This is a genomic window from Flavobacterium sp. MMLR14_040 (genome assembly GCF_033657265.1).
Lineage (GTDB): Bacteria > Bacteroidota > Bacteroidia > Flavobacteriales > Flavobacteriaceae > Flavobacterium.
The window spans coordinates 170,603-191,901 of the sequence record NZ_JAWVWO010000008.1; the positions used below are offsets into that span (position 1 = coordinate 170,603).

Annotated in this window: 18 protein-coding genes; 14 read left to right on the forward strand and 4 right to left on the reverse strand. The window is 34.1% G+C overall.

The features are described 5' to 3' along the window. Positions 1 to 411 precede the first annotated feature (411 nt). Together SD960_RS12815 and SD960_RS12820 are read left to right on the forward strand one after the other, a co-directional pair. A complete protein-coding gene (locus SD960_RS12815) occupies positions 412 to 1,182 on the forward strand; it encodes a TlpA disulfide reductase family protein (protein WP_318803641.1) in 771 nt (256 codons plus the stop codon). 241 nt (positions 1,183 to 1,423) lie between these two features. Beyond that, a complete protein-coding gene (locus SD960_RS12820) occupies positions 1,424 to 3,043 on the forward strand; it encodes an ABC-F family ATP-binding cassette domain-containing protein (RefSeq protein WP_318803644.1) in 1,620 nt (539 codons plus the stop codon). A 63-nt stretch (positions 3,044 to 3,106) separates the two neighbouring features. Here SD960_RS12820 and SD960_RS12825 read toward each other — a convergent pair whose 3' ends face one another. The 3 genes from SD960_RS12825 to SD960_RS12835 all read right to left on the reverse strand — a co-directional run bounded on the left by SD960_RS12825 (position 3,107) and on the right by SD960_RS12835 (position 5,681). Next, the gene (locus SD960_RS12825) at positions 3,107 to 3,277 is read right to left on the reverse strand and encodes a hypothetical protein (protein WP_318803647.1); all 171 of its coding nucleotides are present in this window, start codon (positions 3,275 to 3,277) and stop codon (positions 3,107 to 3,109) included. 265 nt (positions 3,278 to 3,542) lie between these two features. Then, positions 3,543 to 4,001: an IS200/IS605 family transposase gene (tnpA, locus tag SD960_RS12830; protein WP_318803650.1), complete on the reverse strand. Its 459-nt coding sequence runs from the start codon at positions 3,999 to 4,001 to the stop codon at positions 3,543 to 3,545. Positions 4,002 to 5,300: 1,299 nt separating this feature from the next. After that, positions 5,301 to 5,681: a hypothetical protein gene (locus SD960_RS12835; RefSeq protein WP_318803653.1), complete on the reverse strand. Its 381-nt coding sequence runs from the start codon at positions 5,679 to 5,681 to the stop codon at positions 5,301 to 5,303. Positions 5,682 to 5,764: 83 nt separating this feature from the next. Here SD960_RS12835 and SD960_RS12840 point away from each other — a divergent pair, with 83 nt between their 5' ends. From SD960_RS12840 to SD960_RS12895, 12 genes are all read left to right on the forward strand, one after another. Then, positions 5,765 to 5,983 (forward strand): hypothetical protein, encoded by a 219-nt coding sequence (locus tag SD960_RS12840; protein WP_318803656.1) that lies wholly within the window; start codon positions 5,765 to 5,767, stop codon positions 5,981 to 5,983. A gap of 832 nt (positions 5,984 to 6,815) precedes the next feature. After that, positions 6,816 to 10,040 (forward strand): hypothetical protein, encoded by a 3,225-nt coding sequence (locus tag SD960_RS12845; RefSeq protein WP_318803658.1) that lies wholly within the window; start codon positions 6,816 to 6,818, stop codon positions 10,038 to 10,040. Between the two features lie 170 nt (positions 10,041 to 10,210). Further along, positions 10,211 to 11,485: a peroxiredoxin family protein gene (locus SD960_RS12850; protein ID WP_318803660.1), complete on the forward strand. Its 1,275-nt coding sequence runs from the start codon at positions 10,211 to 10,213 to the stop codon at positions 11,483 to 11,485. Between the two features lie 580 nt (positions 11,486 to 12,065). Continuing rightward, complete coding sequence (locus tag SD960_RS12855) at positions 12,066 to 12,887, forward strand: HipA family kinase (RefSeq protein ID WP_318803661.1); 822 nt, start codon at positions 12,066 to 12,068, stop codon at positions 12,885 to 12,887. Positions 12,888 to 12,889: 2 nt separating this feature from the next. Beyond that, the gene (locus SD960_RS12860; protein ID WP_318803662.1) at positions 12,890 to 13,723 is read left to right on the forward strand and encodes a hypothetical protein; all 834 of its coding nucleotides are present in this window, start codon (positions 12,890 to 12,892) and stop codon (positions 13,721 to 13,723) included. Positions 13,724 to 13,911: 188 nt separating this feature from the next. Beyond that, complete coding sequence (pyrR, locus tag SD960_RS12865; protein WP_042565016.1) at positions 13,912 to 14,451, forward strand: bifunctional pyr operon transcriptional regulator/uracil phosphoribosyltransferase PyrR; 540 nt, start codon at positions 13,912 to 13,914, stop codon at positions 14,449 to 14,451. A 102-nt stretch (positions 14,452 to 14,553) separates the two neighbouring features. Beyond that, entirely contained in the window at positions 14,554 to 15,195 is a 642-nt protein-coding gene (locus SD960_RS12870; protein WP_318803665.1) for a DUF6891 domain-containing protein, read from the forward strand. A 51-nt stretch (positions 15,196 to 15,246) separates the two neighbouring features. Further along, on the forward strand, positions 15,247 to 16,173 hold the full coding sequence (locus tag SD960_RS12875; RefSeq protein WP_029273654.1) for an aspartate carbamoyltransferase catalytic subunit: 927 nt from the start codon (positions 15,247 to 15,249) through the stop codon (positions 16,171 to 16,173). A 237-nt stretch (positions 16,174 to 16,410) separates the two neighbouring features. After that, positions 16,411 to 16,743, forward strand: a complete 333-nt coding sequence (locus SD960_RS12880; protein WP_318803684.1) for a ribonuclease Z — start codon at positions 16,411 to 16,413, stop codon at positions 16,741 to 16,743. Between the two features lie 138 nt (positions 16,744 to 16,881). Then, the gene (locus tag SD960_RS12885; RefSeq protein WP_318803685.1) at positions 16,882 to 17,787 is read left to right on the forward strand and encodes a ribonuclease Z; all 906 of its coding nucleotides are present in this window, start codon (positions 16,882 to 16,884) and stop codon (positions 17,785 to 17,787) included. 128 nt (positions 17,788 to 17,915) lie between these two features. After that, entirely contained in the window at positions 17,916 to 18,560 is a 645-nt protein-coding gene (pdxH, locus tag SD960_RS12890) for a pyridoxamine 5'-phosphate oxidase (protein WP_042565012.1), read from the forward strand. A gap of 168 nt (positions 18,561 to 18,728) precedes the next feature. After that, complete coding sequence (locus SD960_RS12895) at positions 18,729 to 19,232, forward strand: CAP domain-containing protein (protein WP_318803688.1); 504 nt, start codon at positions 18,729 to 18,731, stop codon at positions 19,230 to 19,232. Positions 19,233 to 19,366: 134 nt separating this feature from the next. Here SD960_RS12895 and SD960_RS12900 read toward each other — a convergent pair whose 3' ends face one another. Next, a complete protein-coding gene (locus SD960_RS12900; RefSeq protein ID WP_318803690.1) occupies positions 19,367 to 21,292 on the reverse strand; it encodes an OmpA family protein in 1,926 nt (641 codons plus the stop codon). Positions 21,293 to 21,299 lie beyond the last annotated feature (7 nt).

A 21,299-nucleotide genomic window follows, 5' to 3' on the forward strand; every position in this document is an offset into this window, starting at 1 on the left:
TTGTTATTTGGTTTTCACCTGAAGGAGAGCATTATGAACCCGGCAATTTATTGCCGGGTTTTTTTATACCACAAAGTCATTGCGAGAAACGAAGCAATCACACGAAGCAACTCCCAATCTTTGTCAAAGGAACGCGGATGACGCGGATTTGCTCTGCAAAAACGCGGATTTATACGGATTTTTTTGTTTGTCATCCTGACGGAGGAAGGATCACACAAGAAACTCTACAAAGAAAGTCGCCAATTTTTGTCGAACTACTTATGTTCCTTCAACTCCGCTCAGGATGACAAAAAAGGAGAGTGAAAAATCCGCAGTAATCCGTGTTTTTGCAGAGCAAATCCGCGTCATCCGCGTTCTAATAGACAAGGCTTAAAAAAAAATAGCTACTTTTGAATTTCAATAAATAAAAAAATGCAAAAAGCAATTTCCATCATAGTATTCCTAATATTCACTTCAACTTTCGCTCAAACCAAATACGGGAAGCCAGAAGTTGATCCCATACAAATTCAAAAAAACTTCAACGATTGGTCTGCCTATCAAAGTAAAAAAATCTTGCTTTCCAGAGATTTTGTGGCGCTTGATATTCTTTCAAAAGAAATTTCAAAAGAATCATTTTTAGATCAATTAGCAAACGGAAACTTCATTCCAATCCGATTAAAATCAGATGATTCAATTTATTATTATAAGCTGTTTAAAATTCAGCCAAAATCAGATACAAGTATAAAAGCCACCATTAATCAAATTGGTTTTGATGCTTATAAAAACTATAAAATGGAAGGCACCGCTTTTCCTGATTTTTCATTCAAAGATTTAAATGGAAACATAGTTTCAAACGAATCCATGAAAGGAAAAATCATTGTCATAAAATGCTGGTATATTCATTGTACACCTTGCATAAGAGAATTTCCGCAGGTAAATAAACTAACAGAGGAATACAAGGACAGAAAAGATATCCTTTTTATAAGCTTAGCCGAAGATTCTCCCGAACAATTAAAAGCTTTCCTGGCAAGAAAACCATTATCTTATTCTGTAATTCCGGATATGAAGGTGTATATGAATGAAAGTCTACAATTGAATTCATTTCCAACACATTTTATTCTAAATAAACAAGGTCTGATTTCGAAAGTATTACCCAATTTCGAAAGTTTAGAAGTGGCTTTGGCGAAGGAAAGCAAATTGTAGTTTTTTTCACCATATAAGTGATATAAGATATTATAAGTTTGGTTAGAAAATTTACAAGCTTATATGATTTTGAATTTTCACCACATACTATTTCAGAATTATATATTTAGTTTAAATGAACTTATATTACTTATATGGTGAAAAAATATTCGTTCACAATAAAAAAACTTAGAACCTTAGCACCTTTGCAACTTAGAACCTTTTTTCGTACTTTTGCACCAAATTAATTAAAAAGACATTCATGTTAACAGTCAATAATTTATCAGTTCAATTTGGCAAACGAATTTTGTTTGACGAAGTAAATACCACTTTCACACACGGAAATATTTATGGAGTTATTGGAGCCAATGGTGCTGGAAAATCTACTTTTCTAAAAATCATTTCGGGCGATATCGATCCAACTTCTGGCCACATTCATTTAGAACCGGGAAAGCGTATGTCGGTTTTAAACCAAAATCACAACATGTTCGACGAGCATACTGTTTTGGAAACTGTTTTGATGGGAAATAAAGTTCTTTATGCTGTTAAAAAAGAAATGGATGAACTTTATTTAGACTACAACGACAAAAACGCCGACAGAATTGGAGAACTTCAGGTTCAGTTTGAAGAGATGAACGGTTGGAATGCCGATTCAGATGCTGCTGCGATGTTGTCTAACTTAGGAATCAACGAAGAACATCATTATACTTTAATGGGCGATTTAGAGGGGAAAATTAAAGTTCGTGTGCTTTTGGCGCAGGCACTTTTTGGAAACCCTGATTTGCTTATTATGGATGAGCCTACCAACGATTTGGATTTTGAAACAATCGCCTGGTTAGAGAATTTCTTAGCTAATTATGAAAATACAGTAATTGTAGTTTCTCACGACCGTCACTTTTTGGATGCGGTTTGTACACATATTTCTGATATTGATTTTGGAAAAATAAATCATTACTCAGGAAACTATACCTTTTGGTATGAGTCGAGCCAATTAGCGGCAAAACAACGCGCTCAGCAAAACAAAAAAGCAGAAGAGAAGAAACAAGAGTTGGAAGAATTTATTCGTCGTTTTAGTGCGAACGTTGCAAAATCTAAACAAGCCACTTCTCGTAAAAAAATGATTTCTAAATTGAATATTTCAGAAATCAAACCTTCAAGCCGTCGTTATCCAGCAATTATCTTTGATCAGGATCGTGAAGCAGGAGATCAGATTTTGAATGTTGAAGGTTTAGCCGCTTCTGTAGAAGGAGATCTTTTATTTAAAGATGTAGATTTGAATATGGCAAAAGGCGACAAAATCGTTCTTTTTTCTAAAGATTCACGTGCTACAACAGCTTTCTACGAAATTTTAAACAACAATCAAAAAGCAGATGCCGGAACTTTTGATTGGGGAATTACAACAAATCAGGCTTATTTACCTGCGGAAAATCATTCTTTCTTTGAAAACGATTTGACATTGGTAGACTGGTTACGTCAATACGCAAAAACAGAAGAAGAGCGTGATGAGGTTTTTATTAGAGGTTTCTTAGGGAAAATGATTTTCTCTGGAGAAGAAGCTCTAAAAACAAGCCGCGTTTTATCAGGAGGAGAAAAAGTACGTTGTATGTTGTCAAGAATGATGATGGAGCGTGCAAATATTTTAATGTTAGACGAGCCAACAAATCACTTAGATTTGGAGTCTATCACCGCTTTTAACAACTCATTGAAAAACTTTAAAGGTTCTGTAATTTTTACAACACATGACCACGAATTTGCACAAACGGTTGGTAATAGAGTAGTGGAGCTAACGCCAAACGGAGCAATTGACCGTTACATGACATTTGACGAATATCTTGATGATGAAAAAATTCAGGAATTGAGAACTAAAATGTACGCTAAATAAAAGACAGCGTTTTTAGATAAAAAAAGAAATCCCGATCGTTTTGCGATCGGGATTTTTTATGTTTTATTTTCTAAAAAACCTAGTAAAGATCCAGATAATTATAGCGATTACAAAAATCACGATAAAAATTCCGACTCCCATTCCGGCTTGAAAAATATCTCCAACTAGTTCGCAGCTTGTAAATGAAAACAGTATTACGAATACCATTAACAAACGTGTAATGTTCTTTTGCATGATTTTGCTTTTTTAATTGTTTTAAAAAGAATTTTGTATTCTAATTATCGTAAAATAAAATTACTTCAAAGAGCAAAAAAATGTGTTATATAATTTGGTTGGAAAGTTCTATGATTTTGAGATTTATTTGAAATTATAAAACAGAATTTTAATAGATTTTTGCACTTGAAAGCTCCAGTGGAGAATAATATTTATATCTAATAATTAGATGCAATTAAGAAAAAGCTCAAGCCGAGTGAAATTTATTATCTTATTATAATTGATATTAAATCTCACTAAATAGATATTCATCTTTAAAATCAATGTTGAATAATTTCAAAAATTCAATGTATTCTTCTTTGAATGTTTTTGTTTTATGATGCTCTTCCTGACGTTGAATATAATGTATAACATTTGTTAATTGGGAATGACTGTATGAAAAAGCTCCAAATCCAGTTTGCCATTCGAACTTTCCATTAATCCATTTTTTGTCCTTTATAAACTTTGATGAATTCGATTTTATATCTCTAACTAAATCTGAAATAGACTGGTCTGGTTTTAAGCCAATTAATATATGAATATGATCAGGCATTCCGTTAATAGCAATAAGCTTTTGTCCCTTATTTGTAATAATTCCGGTAATATATTTATAAATTTCGTCCTTCCAATTTGCTGAAATCAGGTTTTGCCTTTCCTTAACAGCAAAAACAATATGAATATATAATTGCGAATAGGTATTTGCCATAAATTGTATGTTTAAATTATAAGTCCTCCGGCTAGTGTTCAATAAAATAAATCTACAAAATTGCTATAAACATGCTTTCTCTAGGGGATTTAATTGTATTAGATTTAGCCAATTACTTAATAGGGTTTAGTGAATAACAATTGCGTCATCAGGAGAAACTCCAGCGGAGCATAATAATATAGATAATGTGTACCGTTAATTAATTATTCGCCATTGATAAAAGCTCCAGCGGAGCAAAATATTTATAGCAAATTATTACACGCAATTGAGAAAAGCTCCAGCGGAGCGACATCTGGTTTTGATCGTAGTATCGCAGTATTGGAGATATCACCCCGCTGGGGTTTTGCATGTTAGACTTATTTATTTCTATAAATATAGCTTCCCGCTGGGACTTGTATGCTGAGCATAATATTTATAGCCAATATTACCTATAATTAATTATGCGCAATCAAGAAAAGCTCCAGCGGATCCTAATATTTATAGCCCTAATGTTTATAACAAATTAATTATGCGCAATCGAGAAAAGCTCCAGCGGAGCAAAATATTTATAGCAAATTATTACACGCAATTGATAAAAGCTCCAGCGGAGCGACATCTGGTTTTGATCGTAGTATTGAAGATATCACCCCGCTGGGGTTTTGCATGTTAGACTTATTTATTTCTATAAATATAGCGTCCCGTTGGGACTTGTATGCTGCGTATAATATTTATAGCCAATATTACCTATAATTAATTATGCGCAATCAAGAAAGGCTCCAGCGGATCCTAATATTTATAGCCCTAATGTTTATGGCAAATTAATTACACGCAATTGAGAAAAGCTCCAGCAGAGCGACATGACGTTTTTGATCGTTGCATTGGAGATATCACCCCGCTGGGGTTTTGCATGTTAGACTTATTTATTTCTATAAATATAGCGTCCCGCTGGGACTTGTATGCTGTATAATATTTATTGCGCAATGTTATGCACAATTGAGAAAAAGCTCCAGCGGAGCAAAATATTTATAGCCCTAATGTTTATAGCAAATTAATTACCCGCAATTGATAAAAGCTCCAGCGGAGCGACATCTGGTTTTGATCGTCATATTGGAGATATCACCCCGATGGGGTTTTGCGTACTAGACTTATTTATTTCTATAAATATAGCGTCCCGCTGGGAATTGTATGCTGAGCATAATATTTATAGCCTAATCTTTACCGTTAATTAATTATGCGCAATCAAGAAAAGCTCCAGCGGAGCAAAATATTTATAGCCCTAATATTTATAGCAAATTTTTTATAGCAATTGGTTTTTTGTAGCTATAATAATTCATTTTGTTTTTTTAAATTTTCAATTTTTTCTTCTAGATACATGATTTCTTTTTTCATGCTATCAATAGTTTCTTTTCTGGATTCAGCAAGATCTTTATAATTTATGGCCGTTTCTTCTATGTTTTCTTTTGTAAGAAAAATTTCGCCAGTAGGTTTAATCATCTCTCCTTCGTTTTTTATCAACCACTCGCAGCTATATTGGGGATAATTTTTAACTATATTAACAAGCCATTTCGTCTGTATATCCGTATTTTTGGCTATTGCGCGAGACAAAACACCCTTGCTGGCGCCTATTATTTGCTCAAGCTTATTTATTGTAATACCTTCATTTACAGATATGTGCTTTATATTTTTTAAAATAATATTCATTTTGTAGGAAATTATCACCAAAAAATTTGTAATGTTGAAAATTATCATCTACTTTTGTTTCCGCTTTTAAAACAAACTAGACAATGGGCAAAAGTACAGCAAAAAATAGTAAAACATACGATTCTAATATTTTGGATGCTTTATTTTTAAAATACCGTGTGTCTAAATATTATATACGACAGTGTATAAATGGGTCTGTAAATACAATTAAGGCAGATGCAATTAAAAAAGATTATATCACGATGAAAAGAGCAGTTGACGATACCATATCGGGGTTTATTGAAATAAATACCACAAAATAAATACTGCTGTTTCTTAACAAAATGATTGCGTATGATTAAAATGAAGATGAATTATTAAAAAATAAACAAAATTTAGGTTGTAATCAGGAAATGCTGAATGTTATACACGACAGGCATAGATTTTTTATGACTATATAGCAAGGTTTATTATCGATAAGTATACTGACAATACCAGTAAGCTTATAAGAATAGAGTATGAAAATATTGGCGAAAGTAAAAAAGATTAAAAGCTCAATATAAAGATTAACCCGGAAAATTAATACCACTCCGGAATATATGCCAATCACACAAAGATATTTTCAAAGACATTTTATCATTTTACTATAAGAACATAAATCAAAGAACCGGAAAATTAATACCACTCCGGAATACATGTCACTCGCACAAAAATTTTCAAAAACAATTTATCATTTTGCTATAAAAACATAGGTGAAAGTAAACTAAGATTTACCCATTCTGTGATTTAACCATTTAGATGCCCTGTTGTAAAATACGGAGTGTCTGAGTATACTTATATATATGTTTGGCTCGAAACACAGCACCAAAACAGACATTATTACAAAGGTATAAATGATATAAGTGCAGCAAAACTATACAACAAAAGACCAAAATAGCATTAAAACCAAGTTATAATTAAGCTGTAAGCGTGCATAAATACGTTTGCAGCAAAGCAGAAAACGGAATAAAAAATAATACAAAAAAATAACAAATACTGCGATGCTGTCCAATTCTCAGGAGTGATATAGTATCAGGTTTACAAAATGTAATAGAAATTACATCAAAGAGAGAGATCTCTTTACAATTAATAAGTATTAATATAATTTGAGAAGAAATGAAAAAAAAACTATTTAGTCTTTGGGTCTTTTTATGGGCCGTTTTTTTTGTGACCAATGTAAGTGCACAGGTCACTATAGGAAATACAAATGGTAAGCCAAAAACCGCTGAAACATTTTCGGCGCTCGAAGTGATCAGTAACGGTACAGGCGGATTGCGTTTGCCACAACTGACTACAGCCCAAAGAAATACCATGGCTCTTGCCGCTATTTCGGATCCTGTTAAAAAAGGATTAGCAAACGGTCTTTCTATTTATAACACCACAACAAATTGTGTGGAGTATTGGAACAGCGCACGCTGGATAAGTTTGTGTGAGGGAACAAGTATGACCACAATTAGCCCTGCACCCTGTACCAATGTGGCGGCAGACGGAACAGGCTGTGATCAGACTTTTACGGTTACAGATCCGGATTGTCCTAATGGGCCTTTCTCAATTGCTATTATGGCAGGAAGCGAGTACGCAACATTAACAGATATCAATTCTGCAGCAGGAACATTCAAAGTAGACTTTAAGGTAAACGAGAGCATAACTCCTCATGCTGTATTGGTTAGGGTAACAAGTTCTTGTACAGGACAGTTTAAGGATTTTCTGTTTATGCAGAATGCTATTACTTGTAATACCACTTTGGGTACTGCACCGGCTATTAGCCCAAGCGGTAGTTCTTTAGCGTTATGTTCAAATGGTGCTGTTTATTTATCTATACCTGCAAATTCAGCAAATTTAGATAAAGTAATCTGGACCCGTAACGGTATCGAGGTTGCAAGAGGCGTTAATTTTTACGTAGCAACCTTAAAAGGAACGTATAATATTTCTCTTGGGGCAGCAGGCTGTAACGAAAGTTCAAGCAATGCACGTACGATTACAGATGGAGCAGCAGCTCCGGCACCGATCACTACTATTATTGCTTCAAATAACGGAATTATCTGCGGAACTGGCGGAACTATTACTTTAACAGCAATTGGCGCTTCAGGATCAGTTTCATGGTTTAAGGATGGTATTTTAAGCTCTAAAACAGGAGCTAAAATTACCCTTGCAGCGGCAGACGCAGGAAACTGGTTTGCAGCAGCAGGTACAGGAGGTTGTTACAGCAAACCCTCTAATACGGTAACAGCTGTGGTAATAACTCCGGCAGGAATTCCAATTACGGTGAATGATGCTGATGTATTGATCAACAACAAACCTATTAAACAGGTAACTACTTTTTGTTCAGGCGGAAGCTTGGCATTAAAAGTAAACAACCCACAGGCGGGAGTTTCCTATACATGGTACAATGATGAAACCATCATTACAAGCCCTTATTCAATTCCTTCAGGTCAAACCAGTTTATTGATTCGTATGGTGGCTACAGACAACAGTGGTGCGGCTTGTCCGGTAGAAAAAAATACTATTGACGTGCCTATTACTGGCGGTACTGCACCGGGAAATCCCACTATTACAGGAAATGGCGTGATTTGCGATGGTACAGCAGATTTAACGATAGTACCAAAAGAAACCGGTACTTATACCTACCAATGGTACAAAAACGGAACTTTATTAAGCAACACTTCACAAACCATTTCGGTAACAGAACCGGGAGTAACCTATACGGCAACGGTAACCAGTGCCTCGGGTTGTGTGAGTGAAGCAGCAAGCAAAACAATTGCCGCTGAAGTTTCGAGTTTACCGGTATTAAGCTGGGTAACTCAGAGTACTACAGCCAATTTTGGTGATAAAATTACATATCAGACCGCAATCGAAAACGGACCTGCAACTTATGCATGGTCAGTAGACGGAGGGGCAACTTATATAGGTACAGGTGCAAGTATTACTGTTACATACCCTTCAAGTGGTACTACGGTAAACGTTAAAGTAAAGGCAACAAATGCCTGTGGTGCTTCTGCAGAAATTACAAAAGCGGTACAATTAAGCGCTGCATGCCCAACACCTGTGGTATCAGCAGCTTCTGCTATCACGCTGTCTACTTCTATTGGTACAGCGGTACAGGCAAAAGTTTCGGTAGCCAACGGTAACCAGCAGACTTACCAATGGTACAGCAATACAACAAATTCTACAACTGGAGGAACTGCTATTAGCGGTGGTACAAGTGCCACTGTAAGTTATACTCCAACAAGTTCAGGTACAAAATACTTGTATTGTATAGTAACCAATGGATGCCAGGGTAACCCTACAGGAACTTCTCCGGTATTTACAGTCAATGTAACCCAAGATCCAAGTACACTAACACCGGGTTCTGGTATGTTTACAGGAAAAACATGTTTTGATATCAACATGTCAAATTATGGTTCAGGATGCGGTACAAAAGATGTGCGTAGTGCTTCTTCGGTAAATTTTAAAACGCAAAACGTGCAGCCTTATGTGTTTACTGCAAGTACATCAGGTACAAAGAGCAATCTTCGTTTTGTAATTGTAGACCCTCTGGGCGCTGTGGAAAGCAGTACTGCTGATCAAGTGGCTGTTCCGGGAACCATTGGCAACAGCCAGGTGGTAACCCTTAACGTTACTTATAAAAGCACCCTGGGTGATGCCGGAAGTATTGCGTATGGCAAAACCGCTGCTCAGGCAGTAAATGTAACAATTTACGCAATTTATAATGATGGCAGTAAAGATGTTGCAGTATTGCTGAATGTAAAAATTCAGGATTGCGCCTGCTGTGGTGCTTATGTAGCAGCGGGTGTTTGGAAAAACTTTATGTGCCACAATCTTGGTGCTGATGAAACTCTTAACCCATTTACAGCTTCAAAAGGTATAAATGGAAACTATTACCAATGGGGGCGCCCTAACCCGGTAGCTACAGCTTATACTCCGACAGGTGCTATTGCTGGCTGGAATGCTACATTTCCACCAATAGATGCCTTATCTGAACTCGTTAAAACAGCAAATGATCCATGTCCTGCAGGTTATCGTATGCCTACAAGTACAGAAATGAAAGGCTTGTATGGATATAATACGACTACTATGAAAGGATCATGGACCAATAGTAATACCACATATGACTCTGGTATGGCAATAGGGAATTTATTGTACCTGCCGGCAGCTGGTATGCGTTCGGGGTCGAATGGTAGTCTAAGTTCACATAATTATGCAATAAACTATTGGTCTTCATATGGTTACTTTCCAAGTCAGACACAAGGAGGAGTATTAAATGCTAGACCGGGTAGTTCTATATGGTTGTCAACCACGGATGGAACACATGCTATGTCAATACGTTGCATAGAACAATAAAGGAATATTAAAATAATGAATACTATTTCCTGCCTGCTTTTTTTTGCAGGCAGGAATAGTTTTTTTAATAACCTGTTTGAGATTGCATTATTTCAATCATGTAACTAAATTAACAACAACAATCATGTTATAAGATGAAAAAGATTTTTATCATTTTAACCAGCATATTTTTGACAAACAGTATAGCAGCGCAAACAATACAGCTGTCATTCCCGCATTTTGCAGGAAAAGAATATACGTATGTAATCGTCAAAGGCGATAAAAATGACACGATCACCGCTAAAGGCAAACTCGACAGTAAAGGAAAAACGGTACTGCAATTGCCGCCTTCGCAAAAAGGATATGTGGGTATGTCGTCTTTTCGGCTTAGAGAAGGCGGAGGACTTGACATTGTGCTTAACAATGAAAATTTTACCATAAGCTGCACCGAAGCACAGCCAACAATGGAGAATATAAAATTTACCGGCTCGCCGGAAAATGAATTTTTGGCCAGACTATACCAAAAACAGCAGCAAGTATTAAATAAAGTGGGTATTATCAACGGAGGTTTGCAGCTATACGGTAAAAACGATAGTATCTATCCGGCTTTTCAAAAAGAATTAATAAAATTGAAACAGCGTTATGCTGCCGTTCAGTTAGAAACGGCACAAAGCAGGCTCTACGCAGCCCGTTTTAGGGAAATGAATGATTTTTTGATGGGCACAGCAAGCCGCCTAGATCAGACTGAAGCAGAGAAAAGCCTTGAATTCAGGGAGTTTATGCGCAGCAAAATCAATATGCAGGAGCTTTACAACAGTAATTTATGGAGTTCCGTGATTTCGAGCTGGCTCAGTATGCACGAGAGTATGGTGAAAAATGATGCCCTTTTGCTGGAAGATGCAAAAGTAATCCTAGACCGCATTTCGTCAAAAGAAGTCTATACTGCGTTTGCAGATAAGCTTGTGGTATGGTTGTCAGCAAAAGGCAAGGATGATTTGATAGGTCCTTTAGGAACCTATATGGCAGCATCGGGAAAAATTGAAAATCCGGGACATAATTTACTAGCCGCCATGGGAGGTCCTCAAACCGGCATGAAAGCACCGGATTTAGTATGGAAAGACGGGAATTACAGCTTTGATAAAAAGCAAAAAACACTCCTAATCTTTTACGAAACAGGATGCAACAACTGCGATAACGAAATCAATCTTTTAATAGGCAACTATCAGGAACTGCAAAAAAAGGGCTACGAAGTGGTAACAGCAGCCTCAGACGTTGATCCTTCCGAATTTGAAAAAAATGCAGCCAGATTTCCGTGGACTAAAAAATTCTGCGATTTTAGAGGACAAGGCGGTTATAATTTTATCAGTTTTGGTGTAATTGGCACCCCGACTATTTTTGTAATCGATGAAAACGGAACCATCACCGGACGTTATGCGCGACTGGCAGATGCCCGTATTTTGAATTAATTTTTTTTGTTTGCCACGAATTGCACGAATTTTCACGAATGGTTTGTGTAAAGGTTGGTGCGTAATTTAATCAGTATGAGGTTAAAATAACCAAAAAGTTGTCATTTCGAACGAAGAGAGAAATCTTCGCAAGAAACTCCGTAAAGAGAGTTTAATCTTTGTCTGGTCTGCCAGAAATTGCACGAATTGTTCTTTCATGTAGATTTTAAAAAGATTTAAGCAGATTTATTTGTTTGACAAAATCTTCAAAAAAATCCATTTTGATCTGCTAAATCTGCGTGGAAATTTTGCTACAGATTAAACGATTTTTACAGATTGTAATTTATTATTATTGGGCGCTTTACCTATATAATAAAAGCAAATAAATTTTAATTTAGAAATAAGGTTTTGACATTAATTCAATAAAAAGATTGTCCGGAATATTTTTTCGGGCAGTTTTTTTGTTAATACTTAAATAAATAAATCTTTTAATGGTATTAAAAAAAAAAATCATTTAATTAAAACTTTACTTGTTAAAATAAAATATTTTTAAAATATTTATTTTATATATTTGTTTAAATATCATTATATTAAATATTAAATGCAAGTACTTCAAACAATTGAAGAAGTTCATAAAGTTTTTGATACACAAGGAAGTAGTCCCTTGTTAGTCACCTGTGAAGACCTTAGGGATTGGGTTTGCAAATATGATAGATTTCCTAAATATTTGTTTAATGAACTAATTGCTTCTGAATTTGCAAAATTGTGGGATATTAAAACTCCTGAAACAAGTTTTATTAAAGTAAAATCAGAGCATGTGCCAATTGATAAATTTCCACAACTTCAATCAATGTGGTTTGAGAAAGAATGTTTTGGCTCTTTGTATCTGGAAAATTCAAAAGAAATTGATCATTCTATTATTTCGATGTTTGAAGATAAATCATTTAGAAGTAAATTATCTGATAAAACAGATTTTTTAAAGATTGCTCTATTCGATATATGGATGGCGAATGAAGATAGGAATTACAATAACTTTAATTTGCTCTTATATGTGTCTTCTGAAAAGTTGAATTTTTTCTACGCCATTGATCATGTAAATATTTTTAATACCAGTTTTCTTGATTATGGAATTGCGGAATTAACTGAAGATGACTCAATAATTAAGACGGATTTAGCAAAAATACTATTTGGTAAAAATAAGAAATTGACAGAAATTGTGAATAACTTGATTCAAAAGTTCTACCTTTGCACCGAAAAATGTCAAGATAAATTAGATGAAATATTAGATTTAGTTCCAGAATCCTGGAATATAAATAAGGAACAAATTAGAGATAGAATTATTCAGAGTCTATTTTCAGATGAATGGAAAGCACAATGCGAGGCTAACTTTAGAGGATTTGTCCAATCTTTTATCAAAAATTAAAAATGAAAACAATTTATTCAATATTATATGTAACATTAAATACTACTCTTAATGAAAGAGTTAGTGTGGGAATGCTTATGTCTAATGGTTTGGAACATTATTTTAAATTTTCATCTGAAAAACTTAGTGCTTTTAAAGGCATTTTAAATAATGAAAGATTTAATATTGTAAAAAATTATCTTAAATCAGTAGAAAAAGAGATTTGTTTCAAACCACATCAGCTTTTTGAAGAAAAAGAACTTAAAAATGATTGGATTAATGAGGGATATATAAGTTATCTTTCAAAATATTCAAATAATATAATTCAGTTTTCTGCTCCAAAGACTATTGATATTGATTTAAATACTGATAATTTTAAAAGAGTTTTTGAAAAATATATTTTTAGATATACAGAAGAAATAGATGAAATTATAGAATTCAATGTGTATTCAAAAGTTAAGGAAAATCTATTTCCTAAAATTGAAAACAGAGTAAATTTAGAATTGACATTAACTTCTAATGAATTTGAAAATTTGTTTGCTCCAATTGAAATTGATTTTATAGGTATAAATGAAATTCCTTTAGCTGGACAAACTATTGATTTTGAAAAGAAGCATTATAATTTGGAAAATGATATTACTCGATTTGTATCTTTAACAAAAGCAATTGAATTAGCAGGAAATAGTAAAGGGAAGTATTATATTTTAGGGAGAGAGCCACAAAAAAATATTGATAAAAATCATCAATTATGGGAACATATTAGAGATTCAGATTTTCTTGAATTCGTTGATATTGATGAAGTTGGAGTTGTACAAGAATATATCGAAGAACATAACGTAAAGCCTTTTTTTGAATAATAAATATTGAAGAACTATCATAAAGATGGTTCTTTTTTTTATAGAGTATTCTGAGTTTTACTTTGTTTTTTATAAAATTGCAAAGATTAAATTTAAGTCTCTAACTCAAAAAAATATTTCCCCACTCTACACCCCAACAAATAAATTCTGATTTCGTATATTTGCCCAACCAAACATTACACTTAATTATGAGCCAAAAAGTATTACTTAATTCAAAAGAAGTTACTATCATACTCCATCGTTTGGCTTGTCAGTTAATCGAAAAACATCTTGATTTCTCCGACACTATTTTAGTCGGCATTCAGCCAAGAGGCGTTTTTTTAGCTGAACGTTTAAAACAAATTTTAGAAAACGAATACCAAACTCCTGAAGTTCCTTTGGGATATTTAGACATCACTTTTTTTAGAGATGATTTTCGTCGTACTGATAAACCGCTTGAAGCCAATAAAACACAAATCAATTTTATAGTCGAAAACAAAAAAGTCATTTTTATCGATGACGTTTTGTTTACCGGAAGAAGCATTCGCTCGGCCTTGACCGCAATTCAGTCTTTTGGGCGACCTTCAGAAATTGAATTATTAGTGTTAATCGACAGACGTTTTAGCCGTAATTTACCTATTCAGCCCGATTATCGCGGCCGTCAGGTAGATGCCATAAATAATGAAAAAGTAAAAGTAAGCTGGAAAGAAAATGAAGGCGAAGATGCCGTTTACTTAATAACGAATTAGTTTAACCGTTTATTTGTTTATTTGTTTAATCGGAAGAACGATTAACCGGTTTAGCAAATAAAACGATTAAAAGATTAAACAAATCAACGATTAAACAATAAAATGACAGAGAACGAAACGTTTATTTATGAATCAATTTTTAATCAGGTAAGAATGGGATTTCTTTCTGTTGATGAGATTAAAGAAAACATCATAGAAGAAATTGAAGACAACGAATTTGCAGACGAAATCTCAGAAGAATGGGCTTTTGATAAAATAAGAGAGGAATACCAAAAGTTACTTTCGGAAAGTAAACAATGGAAAAGTCCAACAGATACTGAAAGACTTATAAACGCGTTTGATGAATTATGTGATGAAAATATCATTGCGCTTCACAATGCAGGATATACGACAACCGACGGAGAATATGAAATAGTTGAGGTTGAAAGAGATTTGCAGGAAAATGAAGTAGAGTCTGATGGTTATTGTTTTTACCACGAACAAGATTTAGCGAGAGCAATTGCTATTGAAAATCCAGGTTTATATATCGCTTTTCAAAAAGTGGATAATACTGATGATGCCGTTACAATAGAAGTTGGAAAAAGAGTTGCCGAAGTTTTAATCAATAACGATTTTAGAATAAAATGGGATGGCTCTGCAAGAACTAAAATCGAGATTCCGGGTTTCAGATGGCAGAAGATTTTTGATGAAGATGCGAGAGATCTGCAGGATTACAGTGAAGTTGTAGACAGAATGATTCAATAAAACAGCTTCTCTTTAAGGAAGCATTTGACAAATAATATTAAAGAAATAAAAATGAAAGAATTAAGCGTAAATCATTTATTAGGAATTAAATACATCAACGAGAATGATATTAACCTAATTTTTGAAACGGCAGATCATTTTAAAGAAGTCATTAACAGACCTATTAAAAAAGTTCCTTCATTACGAGATATTACCATTGCCAATATATTTTTTGAAAACAGTACCAGAACCAAACTTTCGTTTGAGTTAGCGCAGAAACGATTATCTGCAGATGTTATTAGTTTTTCTGCCGCACAATCGTCGGTTAAAAAAGGAGAAACTTTAATTGATACTGTTAACAATATTCTTTCCATGAAAGTAGACATGGTTGTAATGCGCCACTCCAATCCCGGAGCGGCTTATTTTTTATCTAAAAATGTCAAAGCCAGTATCGTAAATGCCGGAGACGGAGCGCACGAACATCCAACTCAGGCTTTGTTAGACAGTTATTCAATAAGAGAAAAATTAGGCGATGTTGCCGGAAAAAAAGTAGTTATTGTAGGCGATATTCTGCACTCGCGTGTAGCGCTTTCAAACATATACGCTTTGCAAATGCAAGGCGCCGAAGTTAAAGTTTGCGGACCAAAAACACTGATTCCGAGATATATTGAATCACTTGGAGTTACGGTTGAACCAAATTTGAGAAAAGCATTAGAATGGTGCGACGTTGCCAATATGCTTCGTGTACAAAACGAACGTATGGATGTGAATTTCTTTCCTTCAACACGTGAATATGCTCAGCAATACGGAGTAGACAAACCACTTTTGGATTCTCTTGGAAAAGAAATCGTAATCATGCACCCGGGACCAATCAACAGGGGAGTAGAGATTACTTCTGAAGTGGCTGATTCTGATCATTCTGTAATTCTAAATCAGGTAGAAAACGGCGTAGCCATTAGAATGGCAGTAATTTACCTTTTGGCGTCGAAAATTCAGTAAGATTTATTTGTTTCAAGTTTCAGGTTTCAAGTTTTTAACGAGATCTTGTACTACATGTGTCATCCTGAGCGAAGTTGAAGGCTTGTAAGTAAAAAAGGGCTTTTCCCGAAGTCTTGGGACGCTCAGCCTAAACTTGAAACTTGAAACCTGAAACAAAGAGAACAAAAAACAAAAACTAAAAAAACTTCGTACCTTAGCTTAAGAAATCAATTTTTATACTAGCCTCAAAATTATAAAATGAAAGTAGATCAAAAAGGACATACCGTTACGATAAAAGATACTCAGGGAGATTTTAAAGCCTTTCTGGAAAAAGTAACGCAGCAATTTAAAACCTTTGAAAAACAAAATGTTATAATTGATTTATCAGCCGATGATAAATTGACTGAAAGTGATGTGAAACTTTTTTTACCACTTTCAAAGCAACAAAAAAAAGCAAAAAAATCCTTTGTTATTGTAGTTTCCGATCTTGATTTTAATGCTATTTCTGATAAATTGGCCGTGGTTCCTTCACTTTTAGAAGCGCACGACATTATTGAAATGGAAGAAATTGAGAGAGACTTAGGATTTTAGATTTTAGAGTTCAGATTTTAGATTTTTTTAATATTGGAATATAGATTTCTGATTTAGATCGTAGATTTTAATGCTAAAATTTTTTCCAATCTAAAAATCTACAGTCTGTAATCTAAAATCATCAATCTAAAATCTAAAATGAAATTAACCATACTTGGCTGTTATGCCGCAACTCCCAGAACAATTACCAATCCGACTTCGCAGGTTTTAGAAATTAAAAACAGATTGTTTTTGATTGATTGTGGCGAAGGAACTCAGGTACAATTGCGTAAAAACAAGATTAAATTCTCAAAAATTAATCACATTTTTATTTCGCATTTGCATGGTGATCATTTTTTTGGATTAATAGGAACCATTTCAACTTTTGCACTTTTAGGGCGAACTACAGATCTTCATATTTACGGACCCAAAGGTGTTAAGGAAATTATTACTTTGCAGCTGCGATTATCAAATTCCTGGACGACTTATGATTTGTTTTTTCATGAACTGGAATCAGATAAAAGTGAAGTGATTTTTGAAGATAACAGAGTGATTGTAAAAACGATTCCGCTTAAACATCGCGTTTATACCAACGGATTTTTATTTCAGGAAAAACCTGCTGAAAGAAAACTGAATGTCGATGCCGTTCAGCAATACGATATTCACACTGCTTATTATCAAAAAATAAAAAACGGAGGAAATGTTACCCTTGATGACGGAACTGTTATAGAAAACGAAAAATTATCGTTTGATCCAATTGCGCCAATGAGTTATGCATTTTGCTCAGATACGGTTTACAATGAAGATGTTATTCCGATTATACAAAATGTAGATGTTTTGTATCACGAATCTACTTTTTTAGAATCAGAAACTCCTTTGGCACTAAAAACATTGCATTCAACCGCAAAAGAAGCTGCAACAATTGCGCTTAAAGCAAATGCAAAACAACTTATTTTAGGACATTATTCTACAAGATATGACGGAATTGAACGTTTTAAAGAAGAAGCGCAAACTATTTTCCCAAATGTACTTTTAGGCGATGACGGAAGAAGTTTTGAATTCTAAGGCACTAAGGTTCTGAGATGCTAAGGGACTAAGTTTTTAAAAAATCTAAAATAAAAATATAACCTTTAGTATTTTAGACAATCTAAAGAAATCTAAAATCTAAAGTCAACAATCTAAAATAATAAATCATGAACGATTTAAGCAATTATAGAAAATCATACGAAAAGAGTGAATTATTAGAAACGAATATACCCGAAGACCCAATTAATCTTTTCAACAGATGGTTTCATGAAGTAGAAGATTTTGGTTCAAATGGAGAAGTAAATGCCATGACCGTTTCTACAATTGGTTTAGATGGATTTCCGAAATCGAGAGTGGTTCTGTTAAAGAAATTCTCAGAAGAAGGTTTTATTTTTTACACCAATTATAATTCAGAAAAAGGAAAAGCAATTGCAGCGAACCCGCACGTTTGTTTGTCGTTTTTTTGGCAGGAAATGGAGCGTCAGGTAATTATTAAAGGAATTGCGCAGAGAACATCTGAAAATATATCCGATGGTTATTTTGATTCTCGTCCTGACGGAAGTAAATTGGGCGCAATAGTTTCCAACCAGAGTGAAGTAATTCCGTCCAGAACTTTTTTAGAAGAAAATCTAAAGAAACTAGAAACGGAATTTGCCGGAAAACCAATTCCGCGACCGGATAATTGGGGAGGCTTTTTAGTTACTCCTTTAGAAGTTGAATTTTGGCAGGGAAGACCAAACAGACTGCATGACAGAATTCGTTATCAAAGCCAGTCTGATTTTTCATGGAAAATCGAACGCTTATCCTCTTAGTTGTAAGAAAAATATAGTATTTTTAATTTAAAACATGTATTTCATCGATTATTTTTGTAGTTTACCGATAAATTAAATAGGTTTGAATCAGAATTAGGAATTTATCACATAATAAATATAAAGCATTTGCCCCAACATTTACTTTAGAATTAAACTACCATTTTGATTATGAAAAAGATTATGTGCATCATGACGTTCGTTGTAATTTTTATTACAATGAACTCATGTACTGCAGACACCGCCGAGGCAACTCAAGATAGTAGCACGACAACAGAAACTCTGGTAACTAGCTATAGTTATAATGATTCGGAGTTAGAAACCATGAAATTAATAAACGATTACAGAGTAAGCATTGGTTTAAATCCATTGGAAAGAATCAATCATCTTTCTTATAAATGTGAAGAACATAATAAATATATGATCGCAAATAATGTCATGAATCATAATGATTTTGTGGCACGTTCTGAGAATATCATGGAATTATTAGGCGCAAAAAAAGTAGGTGAAAATGTTGCTTATGGCTACCAAACATCGGCTGCTGTTTTAAAAGGCTGGTTAGAAAGCGCAGGGCACAAAGAAAACATCGAAGGAGATTATACTCATTTTGGTTTGGCGGTAACCACAGACGCTTCGGGTAAAAAATATTATACAAATATATTCGCAAAAATATAAAGATTTATTGGACTGGTTTTTTAGTTAGTCGTTGTAGCTCTTTGTTGAGTTACAACGATTTTTTTTGTAGAAAAAGCTGTCTTGGCCAAAGACAGCTTTTTAATTTTTATAATTATTTTTACAATTGTTTTTTGTTATAATGCAGTAATAATAAATTCACTTCGTCTATTGGCCTGATGCTGTTCTTCGGTACATTTTACATTGTCAGAACATTCGTTAACAAGTTGCTTTTCTCCAAATCCTTTTCCGGTAAGTCTGCCAGGATCAATTCCATTTTTAACTAACCAGTCAATTGTCGATTTTGCTCTTCGGTTAGACAAAGCTTCATTGTATTTATATGTTTGTCGGCTATCTGTATGCGAGCGAATATCCAGTTTCATTGTTGGATGGCTATCCAATACATCGAGTATTTTCTCTAAATCAATAGCGGCTTCTGTGCGAATATTGGATTTGTCCAAATCAAAATAAATCATTTTTATTCCAAAACATTTGCCTAAATCATCCCCAATTGTGACCTTACATTTTGATTTATCTAAGGCAATTGGCAAACTTGTTTTTCCGCTTAATTTTTCAATAGTAATACTAACTTCTTTTGTAGCGTAATCAACTTTTTCGGCTCTTACATTATAAGTTTTTCCACATTCTACAGGAAAAATATAAAAGCCTGCGGCATCAGAAAGGATAGTGTTTTTTACTACTTGATTTTCGTATAAAGTAACTTTTGTACGCGGTAATATTATTCCTGATTCTGCATCTGTAATAATTCCGTTTAATTCCTGAATACATTGAAGTTTTCGGGTTTCGAGAAATTTATAGATATCATCAGAACCTTGTCCGCCCGCTTTGTTGGAACTAAAATAACCTTTTCGGGAAACCGGATCAATCATATAAGCAAAATCATCTTTTGGAGAATTGACATCTGCACCAATATTTTGTATTTCACTTATGGTCCCGTCATCTTCGATTTCACCCACATAAACATCCAATCCACCAAGTCCCGGTCGGCCATCAGAGGAGAAGTAAATTTCCTTTTCATTGGTTACAAACGGAAATGTTTCCTTTCCTTCAGTATTAATGGTTGGGCCCAAATTTTGGGGAGTACCATAACCGCCGCCATTATCATTTATGGCTACCCTGAAAATATCGGACTGTCCTAAAGTTCCGGGCATATCAGAGGAAAAATATAGTGTTTTTTCATCTGGACTAAGTGCAGGATGTGCCGTACTATAATTGTCACTGGTAAAAGGTAAGGCAGTAATATTGGTCCACTTGTCGTTTTCAAGAGTAGCTTTATAAAGTTTTACTAATGTTGTTTTATTTTCGTTCTTTCCTTTTTTTCCGTTTAAGTAATTATTTCTTGTAAAATAAACTGTTTTGCCATCTTTTGTAAAAATAGGAGTCGCATCATGAAATTTAGAATTTAATGAAGTTTTGAATTTTTTTACTTTAGCAGAATCAACATCAGCTATATATAAATTAGTAAAATGTTCACCAGTCCAGGTATGTTTTCGTTTAGAAAAATTTCCCGTATCTCTTGCCGAGGTAAAATATAATTTCTTATTGTAAACAAAGGTGCCATAATCTGAATATTTGGAATTGATACCGGCATCTTCAATATTATAACGACCCGAATTGGCTTTTATCAGATCCAGATAATTTGGATTCTCTTTGTAGAGTTTTCCGCGGGTATCATTTTCAAATTTAGCATTAAATTCAGCCATCATTTTATCCGCTTTATCAACTTGCCCTGTTGCTCTTAAAGATTGGGCATATCTGTAATAATATTCAGATTCGATATTTGTATTCATGGCAAATAATTCGCCATACCATTTTGCCGCGCCTTCAAATTCTGAATTAAAATAATAGGAATCTCCCAGTTTTCTAAACATGTCCTCAGATTTGTATCCTTTCAGTGCTACTTTCTCATAAGTTTTTATCACATCAATATAAGCAAAGGTGTCGTAATCTTTATTGGCTGCCTTTATTTTTGCCTGCTGGGCATTGCCCTCTAATGCAACAAAACTAAAAATGGTTATGTAAAAGAGTATAAAATTTTTCATAATAAAT

Bases quoted from the DNA above. Each gene is read 5' to 3' on its own strand.
- SD960_RS12855 (WP_318803661.1), top strand. From the start codon at position 12,066: ATGCAAGTACTTCAAACAATTGAAGAAGTTCATAAAGTTTTTGATACA.
- tnpA (WP_318803650.1), bottom strand. From the start codon at position 4,001: ATGGCAAATACCTATTCGCAATTATATATTCATATTGTTTTTGCTGTT.
- SD960_RS12840 (WP_318803656.1), top strand. From the start codon at position 5,765: ATGGGCAAAAGTACAGCAAAAAATAGTAAAACATACGATTCTAATATT.
- SD960_RS12860 (WP_318803662.1), top strand. From the start codon at position 12,890: ATGAAAACAATTTATTCAATATTATATGTAACATTAAATACTACTCTT.
- SD960_RS12880 (WP_318803684.1), top strand. From the start codon at position 16,411: ATGAAAGTAGATCAAAAAGGACATACCGTTACGATAAAAGATACTCAG.
- pdxH (WP_042565012.1), top strand. From the start codon at position 17,916: ATGAACGATTTAAGCAATTATAGAAAATCATACGAAAAGAGTGAATTA.
- SD960_RS12845 (WP_318803658.1), top strand. From the start codon at position 6,816: ATGAAAAAAAAACTATTTAGTCTTTGGGTCTTTTTATGGGCCGTTTTT.
- SD960_RS12820 (WP_318803644.1), top strand. From the start codon at position 1,424: ATGTTAACAGTCAATAATTTATCAGTTCAATTTGGCAAACGAATTTTG.
- pyrR (WP_042565016.1), top strand. From the start codon at position 13,912: ATGAGCCAAAAAGTATTACTTAATTCAAAAGAAGTTACTATCATACTC.
- SD960_RS12815 (WP_318803641.1), top strand. From the start codon at position 412: ATGCAAAAAGCAATTTCCATCATAGTATTCCTAATATTCACTTCAACT.
- SD960_RS12895 (WP_318803688.1), top strand. From the start codon at position 18,729: ATGAAAAAGATTATGTGCATCATGACGTTCGTTGTAATTTTTATTACA.
- SD960_RS12885 (WP_318803685.1), top strand. From the start codon at position 16,882: ATGAAATTAACCATACTTGGCTGTTATGCCGCAACTCCCAGAACAATT.
- SD960_RS12875 (WP_029273654.1), top strand. From the start codon at position 15,247: ATGAAAGAATTAAGCGTAAATCATTTATTAGGAATTAAATACATCAAC.
- SD960_RS12870 (WP_318803665.1), top strand. From the start codon at position 14,554: ATGACAGAGAACGAAACGTTTATTTATGAATCAATTTTTAATCAGGTA.
- SD960_RS12835 (WP_318803653.1), bottom strand. From the start codon at position 5,681: ATGAATATTATTTTAAAAAATATAAAGCACATATCTGTAAATGAAGGT.
- SD960_RS12900 (WP_318803690.1), bottom strand. From the start codon at position 21,292: ATGAAAAATTTTATACTCTTTTACATAACCATTTTTAGTTTTGTTGCA.
- SD960_RS12825 (WP_318803647.1), bottom strand. From the start codon at position 3,277: ATGCAAAAGAACATTACACGTTTGTTAATGGTATTCGTAATACTGTTT.